The sequence below is a fragment of the Mycobacterium sp. shizuoka-1 genome (assembly GCF_002723835.1).
Taxonomy (GTDB): Bacteria; Actinomycetota; Actinomycetes; order Mycobacteriales; family Mycobacteriaceae; genus Mycobacterium.
The window spans coordinates 117499-136908 of record NZ_BEWG01000024.1 but is presented as its reverse complement, the minus strand read 5'-3'; the positions used below and the strand labels follow the sequence as shown (position 1 = coordinate 136908).

At 69.8% G+C, this 19410-nt stretch carries 18 protein-coding genes and 1 pseudogene; 3 read left to right on the top strand and 16 right to left on the bottom strand.

Annotation, left to right across the window (positions count from 1 at the left end):
• The 9 genes and pseudogenes from MSZK_RS32285 to MSZK_RS08540 all read right to left on the bottom strand — a co-directional run.
• Nucleotides 1-897, bottom strand: a pseudogene (locus MSZK_RS32285) (hypothetical protein); the annotation flags it as partial.
• Complete coding sequence (locus MSZK_RS08575) at nucleotides 894-1175, bottom strand: type VII secretion target (protein ID WP_099246822.1); 282 nt, start codon at nucleotides 1173-1175, stop codon at nucleotides 894-896. The pseudogene MSZK_RS32285 and the gene MSZK_RS08575, both read right to left, overlap by 4 nt.
• A 60-nt stretch (nucleotides 1176-1235) precedes the next feature.
• Nucleotides 1236-2573, bottom strand: coding sequence for a phosphoglucosamine mutase (gene glmM / locus MSZK_RS08570; protein WP_099246820.1), 1338 nt, complete (start codon nucleotides 2571-2573; stop codon nucleotides 1236-1238).
• Between the two features lie 152 nt (nucleotides 2574-2725).
• Nucleotides 2726-3196 carry a hypothetical protein gene (locus tag MSZK_RS08565; RefSeq protein ID WP_099246818.1) on the bottom strand — a complete coding sequence of 157 codons (471 nt, stop codon included), beginning with the start codon at nucleotides 3194-3196 and terminating at the stop codon, nucleotides 2726-2728.
• 309 nt (nucleotides 3197-3505) lie between these two features.
• Nucleotides 3506-3994: a 30S ribosomal protein S9 gene (gene rpsI / locus MSZK_RS08560; RefSeq protein ID WP_371411303.1), complete on the bottom strand. Its 489-nt coding sequence runs from the start codon at nucleotides 3992-3994 to the stop codon at nucleotides 3506-3508.
• A 17-nt stretch (nucleotides 3995-4011) separates the two neighbouring features.
• The gene (gene rplM, locus MSZK_RS08555; RefSeq protein WP_099246816.1) at nucleotides 4012-4455 is read right to left on the bottom strand and encodes a 50S ribosomal protein L13; all 444 of its coding nucleotides are present in this window, start codon (nucleotides 4453-4455) and stop codon (nucleotides 4012-4014) included.
• A 193-nt stretch (nucleotides 4456-4648) separates the two neighbouring features.
• A complete protein-coding gene (locus tag MSZK_RS08550; RefSeq protein ID WP_099246814.1) occupies nucleotides 4649-5560 on the bottom strand; it encodes a PaaI family thioesterase in 912 nt (303 codons plus the stop codon).
• 33 nt (nucleotides 5561-5593) lie between these two features.
• Nucleotides 5594-6463: a pyridoxamine 5'-phosphate oxidase family protein gene (locus tag MSZK_RS08545; RefSeq protein WP_233211178.1), complete on the bottom strand. Its 870-nt coding sequence runs from the start codon at nucleotides 6461-6463 to the stop codon at nucleotides 5594-5596.
• Nucleotides 6460-7029 carry a TIGR03086 family metal-binding protein gene (locus MSZK_RS08540; protein ID WP_099246812.1) on the bottom strand — a complete coding sequence of 190 codons (570 nt, stop codon included), beginning with the start codon at nucleotides 7027-7029 and terminating at the stop codon, nucleotides 6460-6462. Before MSZK_RS08540 ends, MSZK_RS08545 begins: the two co-directional genes overlap by 4 nt.
• 98 nt (nucleotides 7030-7127) lie before the next feature.
• Here MSZK_RS08540 and MSZK_RS08535 point away from each other — a divergent pair, with 98 nt between their 5' ends.
• Together MSZK_RS08535 and MSZK_RS08530 are read left to right on the top strand one after the other, a co-directional pair.
• Complete coding sequence (locus MSZK_RS08535; protein WP_099246810.1) at nucleotides 7128-7724, top strand: ABATE domain-containing protein; 597 nt, start codon at nucleotides 7128-7130, stop codon at nucleotides 7722-7724.
• A 41-nt stretch (nucleotides 7725-7765) separates the two neighbouring features.
• A complete protein-coding gene (locus MSZK_RS08530; protein WP_099246807.1) occupies nucleotides 7766-8410 on the top strand; it encodes a GNAT family N-acetyltransferase in 645 nt (214 codons plus the stop codon).
• On the opposite strand, the gene adhP is transcribed toward MSZK_RS08530, so the two are convergent.
• From adhP to eccCa, 7 genes are all read right to left on the bottom strand, one after another.
• Nucleotides 8401-9462 carry an alcohol dehydrogenase AdhP gene (adhP, locus tag MSZK_RS08525; protein ID WP_099246805.1) on the bottom strand — a complete coding sequence of 354 codons (1062 nt, stop codon included), beginning with the start codon at nucleotides 9460-9462 and terminating at the stop codon, nucleotides 8401-8403. The genes MSZK_RS08530 and adhP overlap by 10 nt on opposite strands.
• 79 nt (nucleotides 9463-9541) lie before the next feature.
• Nucleotides 9542-11065 (bottom strand): aldehyde dehydrogenase, encoded by a 1524-nt coding sequence (gene adh / locus MSZK_RS08520; protein ID WP_099246803.1) that lies wholly within the window; start codon nucleotides 11063-11065, stop codon nucleotides 9542-9544.
• Nucleotides 11066-11176: 111 nt separating this feature from the next.
• Nucleotides 11177-12469: a helix-turn-helix domain-containing protein gene (locus MSZK_RS08515; protein WP_099246801.1), complete on the bottom strand. Its 1293-nt coding sequence runs from the start codon at nucleotides 12467-12469 to the stop codon at nucleotides 11177-11179.
• Between the two features lie 214 nt (nucleotides 12470-12683).
• Complete coding sequence (locus MSZK_RS08510; protein WP_099246799.1) at nucleotides 12684-12977, bottom strand: WXG100 family type VII secretion target; 294 nt, start codon at nucleotides 12975-12977, stop codon at nucleotides 12684-12686.
• 14 nt (nucleotides 12978-12991) lie between these two features.
• Nucleotides 12992-13291 carry a WXG100 family type VII secretion target gene (locus tag MSZK_RS08505; protein ID WP_199203252.1) on the bottom strand — a complete coding sequence of 100 codons (300 nt, stop codon included), beginning with the start codon at nucleotides 13289-13291 and terminating at the stop codon, nucleotides 12992-12994.
• Between the two features lie 18 nt (nucleotides 13292-13309).
• The gene (locus MSZK_RS08500) at nucleotides 13310-14506 is read right to left on the bottom strand and encodes a type VII secretion-associated protein (RefSeq protein ID WP_099246795.1); all 1197 of its coding nucleotides are present in this window, start codon (nucleotides 14504-14506) and stop codon (nucleotides 13310-13312) included.
• On the bottom strand, nucleotides 14503-18057 hold the full coding sequence (gene eccCa / locus MSZK_RS08495; protein ID WP_099246793.1) for a type VII secretion protein EccCa: 3555 nt from the start codon (nucleotides 18055-18057) through the stop codon (nucleotides 14503-14505). Before eccCa ends, MSZK_RS08500 begins: the two co-directional genes overlap by 4 nt.
• Nucleotides 18058-18149: 92 nt before the next feature.
• Here eccCa and eccD point away from each other — a divergent pair.
• On the top strand, nucleotides 18150-19410 hold a 1261-nt coding region (gene eccD, locus MSZK_RS08490; protein ID WP_199203244.1), incomplete at its 3' end, for a type VII secretion integral membrane protein EccD.

The following is a 19410-nucleotide window of genomic DNA, read 5'->3' as shown; positions in this document are numbered from 1 at the left end:
CGGCACCGAGGCACCCGGGGCAGCCGGCGGATCCACCGGCGGTGGTCCCGGCAGTGGTTGTACGGCAGTCGTTTCCGGCATGGGCAACGGGTCCGGCGGTGCCGGCAGATCGGCCGGGCCGAGCCGCGACGGAAGAGATTGCGCGGCGGGCACGGCCAGCCCGGCAGGCTGAACCGGCGTGGGGGCAGCCGCCGCCGGCACCGCCGGGGCACCCATCGGTCCGGGCACCTCGAAGGGGGCGACCGGCGCGGCATCCAACCGGCGCAGCGCGTCGTCGTAGGCGGCCGCCGCCGACGAGCTGGTCGACCGCATCGCGGTGAGCCACTCGCCGCGGATGTCGGTGTCGACGTAGGGGACGATCTGCTGGCTGACCACCCCAACGGCCTCGTCGCGCCCCGCTCCCCCGCCCAGCACGGTCGCCGCCGCGGCCTGCCATACGGAACGCTCGGCGGCCCGGCGGTCGTCGATCGACACCGCCGCACCGACCTTGTCCTCGACGAGGCGGCCGAGGGTGTCCCCCAGCGCCGCGCAGGCGTCGACCGCGGTGTGCAACGCATGAGCCACGGTGGTGGCTGCCGCGCGGTGCCGAGTGATGAAATCTGTTGCCAGCGAGCTCGATTCCCCCTGCCACGCGGCGAGGACCTCGGCTTCCGCCTCGCGGGTGAGGCCCAGAGCCTGCTCGGCGGCGGACGCTGCGGCGCGCAGAGCCACATCGTCGGCCTCCAGCGCCTGCAGATCCAACCCGTCCTCACCGCCGTACCAGTCCAGGATCTGAGCGCCGTGGGCGGTCAGATCAGGATGCTGGTAGGCGACGGCGCGGCAGGCCGACACATAGGTCTGCGTGTTGACCGCCGACGGCCGCCCCGCTGCCAGCCGGGCGGCGACGTCCACCGTCATCGCGCGGCCGCGCGCAGCTCGGCTTCGGCGTAGCGGTCTGCGGTGACCCGCAGCGCGGCGGCGAGTTCCTCGGCGGCGCGCGACCAGTGCGACACCGCCGCCGCCAGACCCTGCAACGCCGAGCGCACCGCGTCGCCGCGTGCGGTGTGCGCCCGTCCGGCCAGGCTGCCGTCGAAGCGCAACCGGTTCACCGATGCGCCGGCGAGCAGATCGGCGACGGTGTCGAAGCGCTGCGAGGCGGCGCGCAGCGCCGCGGTGTCCACACGTGTGTTGCCCATATCCGGGTATGACGCGCGGACGCCGTCATCGGTTCCCGCGATGGGCCCGGATTCGTCCGATCAGCCTTCGGCGCTGACGGTGTCGGCGATGCGGATCGCCAGCTGCCGCGCGGTGTCTTCGTCGGCGGCTTCCACCATGACGCGCACCATCTGCTCGGTTCCGGACGGCCGCAACAGAATTCGGCCGGTGTCCCCGAGTTCGGCCTCGGCCTCACGCACGGCGGTCTGGACCGCGGGCGCCTCGGCGACCGTCGCCTTGTCGGCGACCTGCACGTTGATCAGGACCTGCGGCAACGTCTGCATCGGGGCGGCCAGCTGGGCCAGCGGCTCGTGCGTCTGCGCCATCCGCGCCATCAGCCGCAGCCCGGTTGCGATGCCGTCGCCGGTCGTCCCCAGCGCGGGCATCACGATGTGGCCCGACTGTTCCCCGCCCAGCGTGTAGCCGCCGGCGCGCAGTTCCTCCAGAACGTAGCGGTCACCCACGCCGGTGGTGCGCACGGCGATACCGGCCGTCCGCATCGCGATGTGCAGCCCGAGGTTGCTCATGACCGTGGCGACCAGCGTGTCGGCGGCCAGCTCCCCCGCGTCGTGCATGGCCAGGGCCAAGATCACCATGATCGCGTCGCCGTCGACCACCCTGCCCGTCGCGTCGACCGCCAGGCAGCGATCGGCGTCGCCGTCGTGCGCCAGGCCGATGTCGGCGCGATGGGCCAGCACCGCGGCCTGCAGCTGCTCCAGATGGGTCGACCCGCAGCCATCGTTGATGTTCAGCCCGTCAGGCTCGGCGTTGATCGCGATCACCCGGGCGCCCGCGGCGTGATATGCGCGCGGCGCGGCCTGGAACGCGGCGCCGTGGGCACAGTCGACGACGACCGTCAGCCCGTCCAGGCGCACCGGCGCCGCGGAGCGCACGTGGTGCAGGTAGCGCTCCAAGGCGTCGTTCGCCTCGATGACGCGGCCGATGCCGCTGCCGACCGGCCGAAGGCCGGGGCCTTGGGCGACGAGTTCCTCGATGCGGTCCTCGGTGTCGTCGTCCAGCTTGTGCCCGCCGGGACCGAAGATCTTGATGCCGTTGTCGGGCATCGGGTTGTGCGATGCCGAGATCATCACACCGAAATCCGCGCCGTAGGCGCCTGTCAGGTATGCCACGGCCGGGGTGGGCAGCACGCCGACGCGCAGGGCGTCCACACCTTCGCTGGTGACACCGGCGATGACGGCCGCCTCGAGCATCTCGCCGCTCGCGCGCGGATCGCGGCCGATCACGGCCAGGCACCGCCCCGTGGGCCTGATCGCGGCCAGCCGGCGCGCCGCCGCCGCTCCCAGCGCCAACCCCAGCTCAGCAGTCAGTTCTCGGTTGGCGACGCCTCGGACCCCGTCGGTCCCGAACAGTCGACCCATGCGGACAAACCTCTCACAACTCGCGGCTCAAGATATAACCGACGAGGTTATCCGCCATGTCGCCGCCAAACCGACATTGCGCCGAGACGCCCACGACGAACACTGCCCGCACCCGAAGCGGGTGCGGGCAGTGCGCGGCGTCGCGGTGGTGACTACCGGCTGACGGTCATCGGCACCTCGGCAGGCGCCGGAGCCGCCGGAACCGTGCTGGTCGCCGTGGCACCGACGCCCGACGCTCCGTGCGGGCTCTGGGCAGGGGCGACGTCCGAGTTACCCGGGCCCGCCTGGGTGAACGTGTAGCTCACGCCGGTGGCACCGCTGGCGCACACCGGGACCGTCGAGATCTCGCTGGTGGCCAGGGCAGGAAGCTTGGCCGACAGGTCGTCGCCCGGGCAGACGCTCGTGGCGAGAGTCTGCGCGGTGCCCACCGACACGTTCTGGATGGTGCCGATCTGCTCGCCGTTGACCGTCAGGCCCACATTGAGCTGGCCGGCCGACTGGGGTGCCTGCGGCTCGGGCACCGGGGGCGCCTCCGGAGCTGCGCTCGCGAGGCCGAAACCACCCGCGACAAGCAGCGATCCACCGAGCACCGCGCCTGCGGCCGTCTTCGTCAACGTGTTCATGTTCGCTCCATTTCTCCTGTGATTGGCAGGGAGTCAGAGCTGCGGGAACTTTGGACCACAGCCCCGAAGGAGGACACCGACCCCCCGAAGGGTCCCGCCTCCTACCTCGGGCAGCCGACGTTGCCGCCGACTCACAAAAGCGTTGCCGACTGGTCGCGAACTCAAACCGAAACCTAATGATTCGCCCGGATCTCCCCTCTGAACAGGGCAGAAACTGTGTGACCCACACCACAAACGAAACGCCGGGCGCCGCCAGCCAAAGAGGCTGGACGACGCCCGGCGCTGCGGTGCGTACGGGAACGCGGCAGATCAGCGCTTGCTGTACTGCGGCGCCTTGCGGGCCTTCTTGAGGCCGTACTTCTTGCGCTCGATGGCACGCGGGTCACGCGTGAGGAAGCCGGCCTTCTTCAGGGCCGGACGGTCTTCGGGCTGCACCAGGATCAGCGCGCGGGCGATCGCCAGGCGCAGTGCGCCGGCCTGACCCGACGGGCCGCCACCGTCCAGGTGGGCGTAGATGTCGAAGCTCTCCAGCCGGTCGACCGTCACCAGCGGAGCCTTGATCAGCTGCTGGTGCACCTTGTTGGGGAAGTACGCCTCCAGGGTGCGGCCGTCCAGGTTGAACTGGCCGGTGCCCGGCACCAGCCGGACGCGCACCACGGCCTCCTTGCGGCGGCCGACGGTCTGAATGGGACGGTCGATGATGATCGGCGCACGCGGGGTGGCCTCCTCGGCGACCTCCACGTCGACGACCTCGGGAGCTTCGGTCACCTCGACCTCGGCGACCTCGACCTCAGTGATGTCTTCTGTCGTCTCGCTCACTGCGCCACCTGCTTGATCTCGAACGGAATCGGCTGCTGCGCGGCGTGCGGATGATCCGGGCCGGCGTAGACCTTGAGCTTCTTCTGGACCTGGCGGCTCAGCTTGTTGTGCGGGAGCATCCCGACGATGGCGTTCTCCACCACACGGTCGGCGTGCTTGGCCAGCTCGTCACCGAGGGCACGGGACCGCAGACCACCGGGGAAACCCGAGTGGCGGTAGAGGAACTTCTTGTTCAGCTTGTCGCCGCTGATGGCGACCTTGTCGGCGTTGATGACGATGACGAAATCGCCGCCGTCGACATTCGGCGTGAATGTCGGCTTGTGCTTGCCGCGCAGCAGTTTCGCTGCTTCAACGGCGAGCCGGCCGAGCACCACGTCGGTGGCGTCGATGACGTACCACGAACGCGTGGTGTCACCCGCCTTCGGCGTGTACGTAGGCACAGAGCTACCTTCTTCTCTTCTCGGGTGAGGTCCCGGTGTGACCCGGGTGCCGGTCGGGACGCGACGGTGGGGTTGCTTCCCGGCGACCAACACTGACCCGAGAACCCGGCTTACCCCGCGGTGCACAACCGCGGCGTACCGCACGCCAACGTGGCAGCTTACCTGCGACGATCCGGGCAGGTCAAAACGCCGGTCACGATGCTGAAGCCCGCTCGTAGGCGATGTTGGCGACGGCCCTCACGTAGACGGTGCCGGTGGCGTCGGCCATCGTCGCCGCCACCGTGCCCATCCGACGCCCCACCCGTTCGGTGGTGGTGGCCATCGTGAACGGCCGCCCGTCGACCGGAGGCGACCGGAAGTAGTGAACCGACAGGTCAGCCAGGGTGTAGCGATCTTCGGGGCCGGTATGAGCCTGGCCGGCCAGCGAGCAGGCCTGGCCGACGAGCGACGCGATGACACCGCCCTGGATGGCGCCGAGTGGATTGGCCATCCAGGGCTGCGGCGCCACGGTCATCACCGGGTCGTCCTGGATCTCGACGGTCATCGCGAGCAGTTCGCACAGTGGTCCCCGGGCGATGTCGCCGCGACTGATCGCCGCGAGAATGCGCCTTCCGTCCCAATCCGGGTCGATGGCCGACACCCGGGTGTCGACGCCCGGCGGGATGGGCAGCGCCTCGATCGGCTCGGCGATGGCGTCCTTGTCCAGCGCCCGCAGAGCCTCGGAGCTCCGTCCGACCCGCACCGCGCGAGCCACCCCCGAGCAGACGACGTCGTGCGAGGCGGTGGTGACCGTCATGGTCGCGGTGCCGTAGGCGTCGTCGTGGTGGGCCAGTGCGGACACGGCGTGCAGCAGATCGCCCACCCGCGGCCGGACACCGGCGGTGAGCGCGAGCCAGGACTGCACGGTGGCGACCGGCTCGGCAAAGGCGTACCAGTAAGCGCCGCTGGTGACCGATTCGGCCATCACCGCGTACGCCGGCATCTCCACCAGGCCGCGATGGTCGACCAGCGTCGTCGTCACCTGCTGATCCAGCGCGATCCCGGCCTCGTTGACCCTGGTGTTGCCGACGCAGAAGGCCGCCTGCGGTCCGTTAGGTGTGCTCATCAACAGGCATCTTTGCAGATGGCCGCCTGCGCGCTACCCGCAAGCGGTGACCACAACGCGCTCGGGCGTGAAGGCCACCCGCCGGCCGGTCGCGAGCTCGTCGCCGGGAGTGATGTCCTGCCAACCGAGCGTGGCGGTGCCGGACAGCTGCACCGTTGTCCCGCTGTCGAAATCGGCGAACACCAGAGCAGCGGTCGGGTCGACGGCGAGGTTGCCCAGGCTGTTGAACAAGTTGTTGCCCGGATAGTCCGGAAAGCAGAGGTGGTCGTGATCCACCCGGACGAATCCGGCGGGCCCGCCGCGATGCGAGGCGTCGTTGCCCGACGCCGGGTGCGTCGTGCCGAGAAAGAACGTGTCGGCGCTCTCGATAAGCCGCCGGTCCTGTGGCCGTAACGCACTGCCCGCGTACTCCAGCGTGCGCCGCGGTGTCGCGCCACCGCGCGGCATCTCCAGCCGTCGCGCCCGGATGTACTTGGGACAGTTGCCATATGCCTGATCGACCTCGGCTGTCAGCCGGGAGTCGACCCGGGCCAGCAGGCCGTTGACACGAAAGCGCCTGCGGACGGCCGGATCCATCACGAGCACCCCGACGGGCTGGCCGGGCGGCAGCTCATAGAGCGGATCAGTTGGGGGAAAACGACAGTCGACGCCCAGGGTCGTCGGCGTGGCGGCGCGAACGAATCCGGCGGGCCCCGACAGCGGCGAGATCCACAGCAGGCCGGCGCGATCGCGCGCGGTGAGCAGCGCCAGCGGGGCGGTGGCCAGGAACTCGGCGGTCGCGGGGCGTAGCAGGCCAGGACCGGCCATCGCGGCGAGTTGACTCGCCTGCCGTCGCGATCCGGCGCGCTCCTGAACGGCCAGCTCCCCGCTGTGGAATCCCACAGCGGGGTGCCGCTCGGTCACAGCGGGTTGCGACCGGCGAAGGCCACGACTCGTTGGGTGGGGGTGGCGTCGGCTCGCGTCTCCACCGCCGCGCCGAAGAGTTCCTGCTGTCGCAGCGGCGGTACGAGTTGTCCCCCGACTGCCTCGGCCAGGCCGGCCTCGGCGTCGTCGAACTCCACCGGACGGCCGGTCGCCACGGCGAGATCCCAGCTGTGCACCAGCGTGGAGTAGGTGATGATGCCGACGGCCTGGGCGGCGGGCATCTCGCCGAGAACGGTCGCGACGGGTAGCTGCCAGTCCGTGATCGTCGCCCACGCGCGCTGCGAGCGCGCCACCGAGCGTTCGACGACCGCCTGTGGGTCGCCGCCGAGGATGTCCTGCCCGCTGAACAGTTCCGCTTCGGTGGGGCCCGGACCGCCGTCCACAGCAGCGGCGAAGGCGTCGATCGACGCCACGGTGTGGCTGAGCAACGACCGCACGTTCCAGTCGGCGCACGGGCTGGGCAGCTCGAGGGCGCCGTCACTCAACGTGGCAGTGAGATCGACCAGGCGGCGATCGGCGCGGTGCAGCAGGTCCAGAGAATCCATTCGGGTGAAGCCTTTCTAACGTTTGTTTCTATGCGTTGACGTTAGTCTTCTTAGTCGACAAGACCTAACGCTGTCAACACCCTGATAGCATTAGTCAGATGAATGCCATGTCTCGGCTGGACGAAGCGCAGGAGGCGGGCTTCGTCGTGGCGGGCGAACCGCTGGCCGTGGACCTGGCGGACACGATCATCACGGTCACGGATCCGGCCACCGACCTCCTGGCCGACGAGGCGACCTGCCGGTCGTGGTGGAGGCTGCAGCAGGACCGTCTGCCCGCGACGGCGGCGCCGCCCTCGCTGGCGGTCACCGTCGAACTCCGTGGCGCGGTGCGCGACGTCCTGGACGCACATGTCGCCGGGGCCGAGCCCGATTCCGCCGCTGTCGAGTACGTCAACGACGTGGCTGCCCGGGTGAGTGCCACCCGGCGGCTCGAGCACACCCGGGCCGGCTGGACGGCGGTGACCACCCACCACGCCGCGGTGGACCGGCGCTACGACCTCGCACTCGGGGCGGTGGTCGACAGCCTCATCGACCTGCTCGTCTCACCGGCGCACGACCGCCTCCGCCGGTGCCAAAACCCCTCCTGCAGCATGCTTTTCGTCGCGCTCGACGCCCGCAGAAAGTTCTGCACCCAGAACATCTGCGCGAACCGCACCCGGGTGGCCCGCCACTACCGCCGCCACCACATGAGCTAATTCGCTTTCGAAGGCATCATCGGTTGTGATCCGATGGACGAATGGCGCACATCTGGCCGTTGTTCGATCTGCGGGTGACCACCCCCCGGATCGAACTGCGCTATGTCAGCGACGAGTTGGGCGAGCGGCTGGCGCGGTTGGCGGCCAAGGGTATTCATGATCCGGCGACCATGCCGTTCACCGAACCGTGGACAGATGTGCCGTCGCCGGAGCTGGAGCGCAACAGCCTGCAGTATTACTGGCGCAACAGGGCTGAGACGGCGCGGGCGCGGTGGAACCTCGACCTCGCCGTCTTGGTCGACGAGTCCGTGGTCGGCATGTGTTCGGTTCACGCTGAGCAGTTTCCGCAGAACCGGCGGTTGACCACGGGTTCCTGGCTGGGGCGCGCTCACCACGGGCAGGGCATCGGCAAGGAGATGCGGCAGGCGGCACTGCACTTGATCTTCGCGGGTTTCGACGCCGACCTCGCCGTCACCCGGGCCTGGCACGACAACTCCGCCTCGCTGGCGGTCACCCGCTCGTTGCCCTACACCCAAACCGTGACCACGGTGGAAACCAGACGCGACCGCCCCGACACCATGGTGGCCTTCGCCATGGCGGCGGGGCGGTGGGCGACGGTCCGGCGCGACGACATCCGTCTGGCCGGCATCGAGGACGCCCGTGCGTTGCTGGGGACTCAGCGGTAGTCGATGACGACGCGGCCGTCGATCTGGCCGCGTTCCATTCGCCCGAACACCTCGTTGATGTCGTCGAGCTTGGCGGCTTCGACCGTGGGGTGGATCAGGCCGCGGGCGTAGAAGTCCAGTGCCTCGGCCATATCCTGACGGGTGCCAACGATCGAGCCGCGAATCGTCAAGCCCTTCAACACGATATCGAAGATCGGTGCCGGAAAATCACCGGGCGGTAGACCGTTGAACACGATCGTTCCGCCTCGGCGGGTCAGGCCGATCGCCTGACCGAAGGCCTGCGGATGCACCGCGGTGACCAGCACGCCGTGCACACCGCCGGTGGCCTTCTGCACCTCGGCGACGACGTCGGACGTCCTGGCGTTCACCGCGACCTCGGCACCGAGGCGTTCGGCCAGGGCGAGCTTGGCGTCGTCGATGTCGACGGCCACCACCCGAAGGCCCATTGCCCGGGCGTACTGCACGGCGATGTGGCCCAGACCGCCGATGCCCGAGATCGCTACCCACTGGCCGGGCCGGGTGTCGGTGACCTTCAGACCCTTGTAGACGGTGACGCCGGCGCACAGGATCGGCGCGACCTCGAGTGGGTCGACACCGTCGGGAATCCGGGCGGCGTAGGCGGCATTCACCAGCATGTAGGTACCGAAGCTGCCGTTGACGCTGTATCCGCCGTTGCGCTGGCTCTCGCACAGCGTCTCCCAGCCGGTCCGGCAGTATTCACAGCTGCCGCAGGCAGACCACAGCCAGGCGTTGCCGACCTTGTCGCCCAGCTTGAGGTCGGTGACGCCCTCGCCGAGCGCGACGACGGTGCCGTAGCCCTCGTGGCCCGGGATGAACGGTGGCGCGGGTTTGACCGGCCAGTCACCTTGTGCGGCATGCAGATCGGTGTGACACACCCCGGAGGTTTCGAGCTTGACGAGAGCTTCGCCGGGGCCGGGAGTGGGCAGCTCGAGGTCGGCGACCTGAAGAGCCGCACCGAATTCGGTGACGACGGCGGCGCGCATGGTGTCGGTGTCGGTGGAGGTGGCGCGGGCGCCAAGTGTCTGAGTCATGCTGATGTTCCTTTCGGTGTGGTGCGATTTCGGCGCGGTTCCGTTCGCTGCGCGGCGGTTTGCGCGCCGAAATCACTGATCAGAAGAAGCCTTGGGCTTTGTTGGAGTAGGAGACGAGCAGGTTCTTGGTCTGCTGGTAGTGGTCGAGCATCATCAGATGGTTTTCCCGGCCGATGCCGGACTGCTTGTAGCCGCCGAACGCGGCGTGGGCCGGATATTGGTGATAACAGTTGGTCCACACCCGGCCGGCCTTGATGTCACGCCCGGCGCGGTAGGCGGTGTTGCCGTTGCGGGTCCACACCCCCGCCCCGAGGCCGTAGAGGGTGTCGTTGGCGATCCGGATCGCATCGTCGTAGTCGGTGAACGAGGTCACCGCAACGACGGGTCCGAAGATCTCCTCCTGGAAGATCCGCATGCCGTTGTTGCCGGTGAAGATCGTCGGCTGCACGTAGTAGCCACCGCCCAGGTCCCCGCCGAGGTCGGCGCGCTCGCCACCGGTGATGATCTGGGCGCCTTCGCTTTTGCCGATCTCGATATAGGACAGGATCTTCTCGAGTTGATCGTTGGAGGCCTGCGCGCCGATCATGGTTTCGGTGTCCAGTGGATCACCCTGGCGGACGGCCTTGGTGCGGATCGCGGCCATCGCCAGGAACTCGTCGTAGACGTCGGCCTGGATCAGGCTGCGCGACGGGCAGGTGCAGACCTCGCCCTGGTTGAGGGCGAACATCGTGAACCCTTCCAGCGCCTTGTCCTGATAGTCGTCATTGGCAGCGAGGACATCGGAGAAGAAGATGTTCGGGCTCTTGCCGCCGAGTTCCAGGGTGACCGGGATGAGGTTCTGGCTGGCGTACTGCATGATCAGCCGGCCGGTGGTGGTTTCCCCGGTGAACGCGATCTTGGCGATGCGGTTCGAGGACGCCAGCGGCTTGCCGGCCTCCACCCCGAACCCGTTGACCACGTTGATGACTCCGGGCGGAAGGAGATCACCGATGAGGGACATCAGGTAGAGCACGGAGGCCGGGGTCTGCTCGGCGGGCTTGAGCACCACCGCATTACCGGCCGCCAGCGCCGGGGCGAGCTTCCACACCGCCATCAGGATCGGGAAGTTCCACGGAATGATCTGACCGACCACCCCCAACGGCTCGTGAAAATGGTAGGCGACGGTGTCGTCGTCGATCTGGCTCAGCGACCCCTCCTGCGCCCGGATCGCACCGGCGTAGTACCGAAAATGATCCACCGCCAACGGAATATCGGCGTTGAGGGTCTCGCGGATCGGCTTGCCGTTGTCCCACGACTCCGCCAGCGCGATCGACTCCAGATTCGCCTCGATCCGATCAGCGATCTTGTTCAGGATCACCGCCCGCTCCGCCGCCGAGGTCTTACCCCACCCCGGCGCGGCCGCATGCGCGGCATCCAACGCCAACTCGATATCGGCATCCGTCGACCGCGCCACCTCACAGAACACCTCACCAGTCACCGGGGTGCGGTTCTCGAAGTACTGACCACCCACCGGCGCGGTCCACTGCCCGCCGATGAAGTTGTCGTAGCGGGGTTGGAAGGACATCACGGACCCTTCCGCACCGGGCCTCGCGTATACGGTCATGACGTTCTCCTGCCTGGTCAAGCGACGAAATGTGTCGGTCGTCACTGAAGGTAGGCAGTACGGGGTTGCAGCACGGTTGCACGCGGGCCGCGCACCGTTGCAGGCCCGGCATCAGGCCAGGTCGAGGTCCAGTCCGGCCAGCTTGCCGCGGGCCTGCGCCTGTTGCACCGAGCCGGGCAGGGTGCCGTCGTGCAGCGCCCGCCAGCCATCCCGGTCGTCGCGGCCGTCTGGGCTGTCCAGCCAGCGGCGAAGCAGCACCGGATCGCCGGTGGAGAGCACCGCTGCCCGCAAGGTCATCGACAGCTCGGTGCGAAGCCGTCCGACGGCAGGTGAGATCGATTGCGGCAGAAGCGGTCCCGGGTAGCGGTCGAGCGCCGTGGAGACGTCACCGGCATCCAGCGCCTCGTACACCTCCCCGATGTCGGTGGTGATGGGCACCAGGAGCCGGTACGGCCGGGACTCGATGACCTCGGCGCCGACCACCTTGCGCAGCCGCGACATCTCGGCGCGCACGGTCACCACGTCCAAGTCTTTGTCGTCGAGCAGCATCGCGAGATGGTCGGCGCTCAGGCCCTCGGGATGGCGGCTGAGCAACACCAGGATGTCCGCGTGCCGGCCGGTGAGCGGCGTCGAGCGCAGGTGACCGAACTCGTCGGTGATCAGCCAGCGTGGGCGGTCGGATCCCAGCACCGCCAGCCGCGGGCGGCGCGGGGCGGTCTCGACGGCCGAGCCGGTCAGGCGCATCAGGGCCAGGTGGCTTTCGACGGCGACGACGGTGGCCCGCACCAGGGCCAGCGCTTGGGGGGTGGCCACCCGCGAGCCGCCGGTCAGATCCAGTGCGCCGAGCAGCGCGCCGGTACTCGGGTCGTGCACCGGCACCGCGGTACAACTCCACGGCTGCACGACCCGGGAGAAGTGTTCAGAACCGAGTATCTGCAGCTCAGCATCCAATGCCAGCGCCGTGCCGGGGGCGTTGGTGCCCGCGCCGCGCTCGCTCCAGTCGGCCCCGGGCACGAAGTTCATCGCCTCCGCGCGGCGGCACGCGCTGCGGTCGCCTTCGACCCAGAGCAGGGTGCCGTCCGCGCCGGTCACCGCCACCACCACGCCGGTGCCGGCCGCATCCTCGACGAGCAGTCGCCGGATCACCGGCAGCGCGGGCGCCAACGGGTGGGTCTGGCGCAACCGGGCCAGCTCCTCCCCGACCGGCGACGGCTGGGCGGCACCGTCGGGGTCGACGCCCTTGGCCAGACTGCGCTGCCAGCTCTTGGCCACGATCGGTCGCAAGCTGGATTCCAGGAACGACGCGTCAACCTCACCAGCGACGAATCGCTCGTGGACCGCGCGCACCACCGCCGACGGCCGCGGGCCACCGGCCCCGGTTCGCGGTGTTCTGGATGTGCCCATCGGCGATCACACTCCTCGCGCGGTCACTGGCGCGGGCGCGCGTGCGGCCACGATACGCCCTTTTCGCCGAAGCTCCCGAGCAGACACAGAATCGCACGATCTGGGGGCAAAAGTGCGATTCTGTGTCTATTCGCGGATTTCGGTGACGGTGACTGTGCGGCCCCGACGACCCTCTCCGCCGAAGGGGCCGCACAGGCTTTGGGGGACTCGCGCCTCAGCCCCACATCCCGGCGGCGCGCCGGTCGGCATCGGCCACGTCGGCAGCGCCGTCCCGCACCGCGGCGCCGAGGCGCACCAGGATGTCGTGCAGCGCGGACGCGGCCTGCTGCCATTGGGCTTGCTCAGCCTGATAGGCCGCCGCGGCGTCGCGGGTCCACACCTGCTGCAGCGGCGCGATCTGGCGGCTGAGATCGTCGAGGGCCGCGCGCAGCCGAGTCGACGTGCCCTGGATGTCGGCGAGTACCGCCGCGTCGATCTCGGCGAAATCATAGGAAAGGACGGGGTCCACGGTCGGGTTCCTCCTCAGAGATCTGTGGTGGCCGCGGCGATGCGTTGCGCATGCAGGTGCGCCGCCTCCCGCAGCTCGTGTTCGTTGTTGCGGATCGTGTCGGCGATTCCGGCCAGGGCGTGGGACAACCGGGTCGACTCGCTGTTCCAGTGCGCGACGACGGTTCTGAACCGCGCGGCTGCCAGGCCGCCCCAGACGGTCGGCGGAACCGATTCCATCCGGGTGATGAAGCCCTGCAACAGAACCCGGATCTCGTCGTTTCGGGCATCGGCGGCCGCAGCGGCGGAGCGCATGAGATCGAAGTCGGTGCTCAGTGTCGTCACGGTCCATCCTCACGGTCGAGTTACAAACGCTGACAATGGATTCGACGTGGGGGCGCCCCGATCGGTTCCCACCGACTCGTGAGCGGACGCGATGGCCTGTTCGCACGGACCGGCGACGATGTCGTCGCGGCCCGGCGCGCTCTGGCACCCGATGCTGATCCGGGTCGAGCCGTCGAGCACCACCGCCCAGCGGATGTCACGGCCGACTCGGATCTCCCGGTAGGTGACGGCAGGCCGGCCGGCGCGCCGATCCGCCGGATTGAAGTCGGCGAACACACCGGCCGGCTGTTCGGCCATGGCTTGGCCGACGAGGTCGGCGGTTCGATCCAACGTCTCACCGGGAGAATAGGATTGCGTGACGTGTAACGCCACCGTCGGGTCGGCCGGCGAGTTGGCCTGGACCCGGCGCGATCCCGGCCCGGCGGTGATCCGCACGACCGACCACTGATCGGGGATCCGCACCGTGATCCGGCCTTCGGCGAGATCGACCGCATCGGGTACCGGCGCACGATACCGGACCGCGTCGAGGCCCAGCGCACAGAGCGTGAGGACCACCGAGGCCGCGGTGATCACCGGGATCCGCCAGGACCGGTGCGCAACCATGGACGTCGCGGGATCACGCACCGGCGGGGGCACTTCCCGGATCGCGGCCTGGTGAACCGGTATGCTGCGCCGCCGCAGTGCGGCCTGCACCGCGCCGGAACAGTCCAGCGCGCCGGCCACTTCCGCAGGCGCGTCGATGAGCACCCTGGTGGCCCCCGTCGTCTCGATCGCCGCGGCGATCTCGCCCGGGTCCTGGGGACGAATCCGCACCTCCGGCGGCCGCGCGGGAGCGCTGATGGCGATCACGTCGTCAGCGATTTCCACGACAGTGACCGCGTCGTCCCCGGCGATCACGGCCGCGCGCGACAGTGCGCGGACCTCGGTGGCCACGGTCGCCGCCGCGTCGAGCAGGCAGGTCAGCCGGTGCCGCGGCCACCATGACGGATGCACTAAAGTGACTTCCTCACAGCGTGTTCCGATGAGTTCGATGACGATCTGTCGCCACAGCGCGGGGACCGAGACCGGCTGCTCATCGACGAGCACCACCGTGTCGTCGAGACCGTCCAGCGCCGCAGAGATCAGTTCGCGCCGAACGCGCAGCCCGGTGGGGTCATCCGACCGGCACACGGTCGCCGGGCCGATTTCCAGCACCGCGCTGATCACAGCGGCGTCCAGCCGACCTGAACGACCTGCGCCGTGTCGCGCGTCACCAGCAACCCTCGCCCCGGTGGCCGGGCGACCGCGCGATGATGCCCGATCAGGGCGCCTTCGTCGGGGCTTCCGCTCATCAGCAGTCCGGCACAACCACTTTCGCGCAGCTGCGCCAGCAGCGGCTCGAACATCGCCCGCGCCGAGCCGGCGCACCGCCGCGCCAGGATCAGATGCAGCCCAATGTCGCCTGCATGCGGCAGCAATGCCTGCAAAGCACCGAGGGCGTCGGGTGCGGTGGCCGACACCAGGTCGTAGTCGTCGACGACGACGTAGACGTCCGGACCCGCCCACCAGGATCTTGCCATGAGTTGTTCGATCGGGGTGTCTGCCGCCGGTAACCTGCTCTGCAACAACGCCGTCAGCTCGGGAAGCCGGGTGGCCAGGCCGCCGCCGGAGAATGCGTATCCGAGGTGGTACCGCGAGTCGGTGAGACCGAGGAGGCCGCGACGGAAGTCGACGACGAACAACCGGACCGGCCTGCCTTCGGCGCCGCGCACGAGCTGGCCGCACAGTGTTCGCAGCGTCGCCGTCTTCCCGCATTCGCGGTCACCGAGGATCAGCAGATGCTGGTACCTGCCGAAGTCGACCGCCACCGGTTCGAGTCGTTCTTCACCCAGACCGAGCACAATCTGCCCGGCACCGTCGCCGGCCCGACCGGCCACCGCCGAGTAGTCGACCTGAGAGGGCAACAGCCGCACCGGGGGTGCCCGCCACGATCCACACCGCACCGCCTGCGCACCGCCGGGCTCGGCGATCAGGAAATGGTGACCGTCACCGGTGATACCGCGCCCGGGCCGGTCGATCGGCACCGTCGACGCCTGCTTGCGATCCATCTCGGAGTCCACCGGATCACCCAGCCGAAGCTCGATTTTCGTGCCGATCTGATCTCTGAGGGCAGGCCGGACATCCGCCCATCGCCCTGCCGTGAGAATCACGTGAATCCCCAGCGACAAACCTCGCACGGTGTAGCCGGTGATCGTCGGCTCCAGGTCGGAAAACTCCTCACGCACGGTCGACCAACCGTCGACGACCAAGACCACATCGCCGTACGGATCGTTCTGGCGCCGTGATTCGCGGTTCGCCAGGACCGCTCCGACATGCCCGACCGTGCGGCGCACCAGTTCGGCCTGCCCGCGCTGCACCACCGCTCCCACGTGCGGCATGTCCCGCAGTGTGTCGAGCGCGCCGCCGCCGAAGTCCAGGCAGTAGAACTGGATCCGACGCGGATCATGGCGGGCGGCCAACGCGGTGATCACCGTGCGCACCGCGGTGGACTTGCCACTGCGGGGTGCACCCACCACCGCGACGTTCCCGCCCGCGCCGCCGAGCTCCACCCTCAGCGGTGCCCGGCGCTGCTCGAAGGGCAGATCGACCACGCCGATCGCGACACTCAGCTCCGCGCCGCCGTCCCCGCGCAGCTCCGCCAGGCTGGGGGACGTGGTCAGCGGCGGCAACCACACCCGGTGGGCCGGCGGGCCCTGGCCGCGGACCCGGTCGACGATCCCGTCCCACACCGTCGCGCCGGTGTCGGCGACCGGTGGATCGACGGGCAACGAGGTGAACGGTCGTGCCGCCGGAACCGGCCGGCCGGCCGGCGTGCGGTCACCGACCCGGGCGCCGAGGTAGGTGGCCTGGAAACGGACCAGGGCACCGTTGCCGGCCCGAAGAATCGCCGCCCCCGGCGCGGCGGGCAAGTCGGCGGCGTCGGCGACACCGAGCACCGCGCGGGACTCCGCGACGGTCGATGTCTTCAGGCAGATTCGGTAGGACAGGTGCGATTCCAGACCGCGCAGACGTCCCTCGTCCAGACGCTGGCTGGCCAGCAGCAGATGAACCCCCAGCGACCGGCCGACCCGCCCGATCATGGTGAACAGCTCGGCGAACTCTGGTCGCCGGGCCAGCAATTCGGCGAACTCGTCGACGACGATGAACAGCGTCGGCAGGACCGGGAGGCTGCGGTCGATACGCCGACGTCCTTGGTAGGAGCGCAGATTGACGGCATTGCCGGCCCGGCGTAGGAGCGTTTGCCTGCGCTGGATCTCGCCCCCGAGCGCTTCGTTGGCGCGGGCCACCAACTCTGCCTCGTCGGCCAGGTTGGTGATGACGGCCGCGACGTGGGGCAGACCGTCCAAACCGAGAAAGGTCGCTCCGCCCTTGAAGTCGATGAGCACCAGGTTGAGCTCATCGGAGCGATGCCGGGCGATCATCGCAGCCACGACCGTGCGCAGCAGCTCGGACTTCCCCGATCCGGTGGCGCCGATGCACAGCCCGTGCGGCCCGTGCCCGCCGTCGGCGGCCTCCTTGATGTCGAGTTCGACGAGCCCGCCGTCCGGCGAGGTACCGAGCGGGACCCGCAGGGCTGGGGCATTGCCGGTCAGTGCGGCGGTCCAGCGCTGCAGATGGTCCGGCCCCGCCCCGGCGGCGCCGTATCGGGCGAGCCGACGCGCACAGATCCGGGCCTGCGTCATGGTCATGCCATCGGCGGTGCCGATCACCTCGATGTCGTCGCCGCCGGATACCGCCAGCCGGGCGGCATCGACGTGCAGCCGAAGCGCGGCTGACGGGTCGGCGCCGGCGACGACGATGACGGTCCGTCCGCTCGCGACGAGGTGGCGGTGGTCGGCTCCGTCGACGATCACCACGGTCTGGCGATCGCACGCCCCTGCGGTGGAGGCCGTGAGCTGATCGCTCGATTCGACCACCATCGGGCCACCGCGATCGGGACAGAGGTTGTGCGGCAACCACTTCAACCAATCCCACTGCCGGCGGTGCTCGGCCGAAACCACGGCCGCTATCGCGACGGTCTCCGGGCCGTGCAAGACCGCCAGCTGGCAGACCATCGCGCGGACCAGGGCGCGCGCACCCGCGGGTTCTCCTTCGACCGCCAGCACCGGTACGCCGCCCAGCGCGACCGCGACGGGCGCATTCTCGAGCGTCGCGTGGCAGTGCACGAAGCGCCGCAACGCATCCGCGGTCACCGGGTCGAGGTCGTCGACCGGCCCGACCGGCGGCACCACGATGCGGCGGGCGAGTCGCTGACGGCCGACACCGACCCGGACGTGACAGTGGTCGGAGTCGGCACGGCCGCGTTCCCAGCGACGCTGCCCACCGGTCAACGTCCACAACGACGACGGCGCCGGATGGACCCACACCAGTGCCGCATGCTGGCGTCGCGCCGCGTCGCACAGGTGATCGCTGAGCCGTCCGAGTTCGGCGAGATACCGCCTGCGTTGCCGGTCGAGACCGCCGGCGGGACCACGGCCGCCGAAGTGCACGGCCATGCCGATCGCCGACACCAGCATCATGGCCGGAAGCGCCACAGCCGTGGGGCCCCGCGCGACCAGTCCAGACCCCCACATCAAGGCGCCGGCACCCACCATCACCCCGACCCCGAGCAGCGGCACCAGCCGCCACAACCCGCTCGTCGTGGCAGCGCACGGTGGGGCGCCGACGACCAGATCGTCTGTCGGAAACCGCGGCGCCAGCCGGTCGACCCCATTCATGCAGGGACGGTAGGCATCCACGGTCGGGCCGGGCAATTCACCTGTGGACAAGGGAGTTCAGCGGCACCGCGAGCTGGCTAGCGTCGGCTGGCATGGCTTCCACCCACGAGATGTGCCGGGTGTGCATCCGAAGCGCCGACCGAGAGGTGGACTGCACGCTGGCCGCCCACGTCCCGATCGCCGAGATGGTGCCCATCGTGGTCGACCTGCTCGGCAGCAACGAATTCGCCGGCACTGAGCCGCAACTGGCCCGGCTGTGCGGGGAGTTCCTGGACCCGGCCGCCACGCTCGCGCAGTGCGCGATCCCCGACGGTGAGGTGCTGACCCTCACCGCGGCACGTCCTGTGCCGCCGGACATCAGGTTCGATCCGAGCGTCACCGTCGCCGATGCGGTCCACCGCCTGGCCTCACCGCCGCAGTCGGCCGCCGGCCGCCACGCGGGACGGATCGTCGTGTGCTGGGCCGCGGCCGTGCTGGCCGCCTTGCTCGGAAGCCGGATCGGGGACCCGGGCACGGCACGTCACGTCACGATCGGCGGTGCGGCGGCAGCGCTGGCTCTCGTGGGTGCGATGGCCACGCGCCGCGGGCAGCGCGCCCGCGCGGACGTCGCCGGACTCGGCGCACTGGCAGCCGGATTCGCCGGGCTGACCGCGGTGCTGGCGTGCCCGGACCGCAGCGGTGTGGCGAGGTTCCTGTTGGCGACGTCGGCGATCGCGGCGGTCTCGCTGCTCGGGTGGCGCCTACTGAATTGCGCGCCAGTGCTTTTCCTGCCGTTGGCCGCGGTGGCGATGACGGCGTCGGCGACGACCACGGGCGCGCTCGCCGGTTGGTGGCCGGTGACCGCCGTCGGCCCGATCCTGGTGATGGTGGCTTTGACCACGCTGGCGGTGGCCCCGCGGCTGGCGGTCCGCAGCTCCGGGTTGTCGACGGCCGGCCTGTCCGATCCCGAACTCGAGACCAGGGCCGAGATCGCTCATCACCGCCTGACTGCGGCAACGGTGACGGGGGCCGGAACGGCAGCTCTTGGCGCGGCGTTCACCGCGGCGACCGCGCTGCGGCCGGTGCCTGCGGCGAGCTTTCTGGCCCTCGTCGGGATGACGCTGATGCTGCGGGTCCGCTGCGGTGACAGCCCGTATCGGTCTGCTGCGCTGCTGGTTTCGTCTGCAGTGGTGGTGACCGCAATGATCCTGTGCGCCGCCGAGATCCCGGCAGGCACTCCGTGGCTCGGCGGCGCCATCCTGGCGGCCGGGGCGCTTGGAGCGTGGCTCGGTAGCATCCGCCCCGTGCGGCTGTCCGCGGCCGCCCGGCGGGTGGTCGCCGTCGTCGACCTGGCGGTGGGCGCGGCCACTGTCC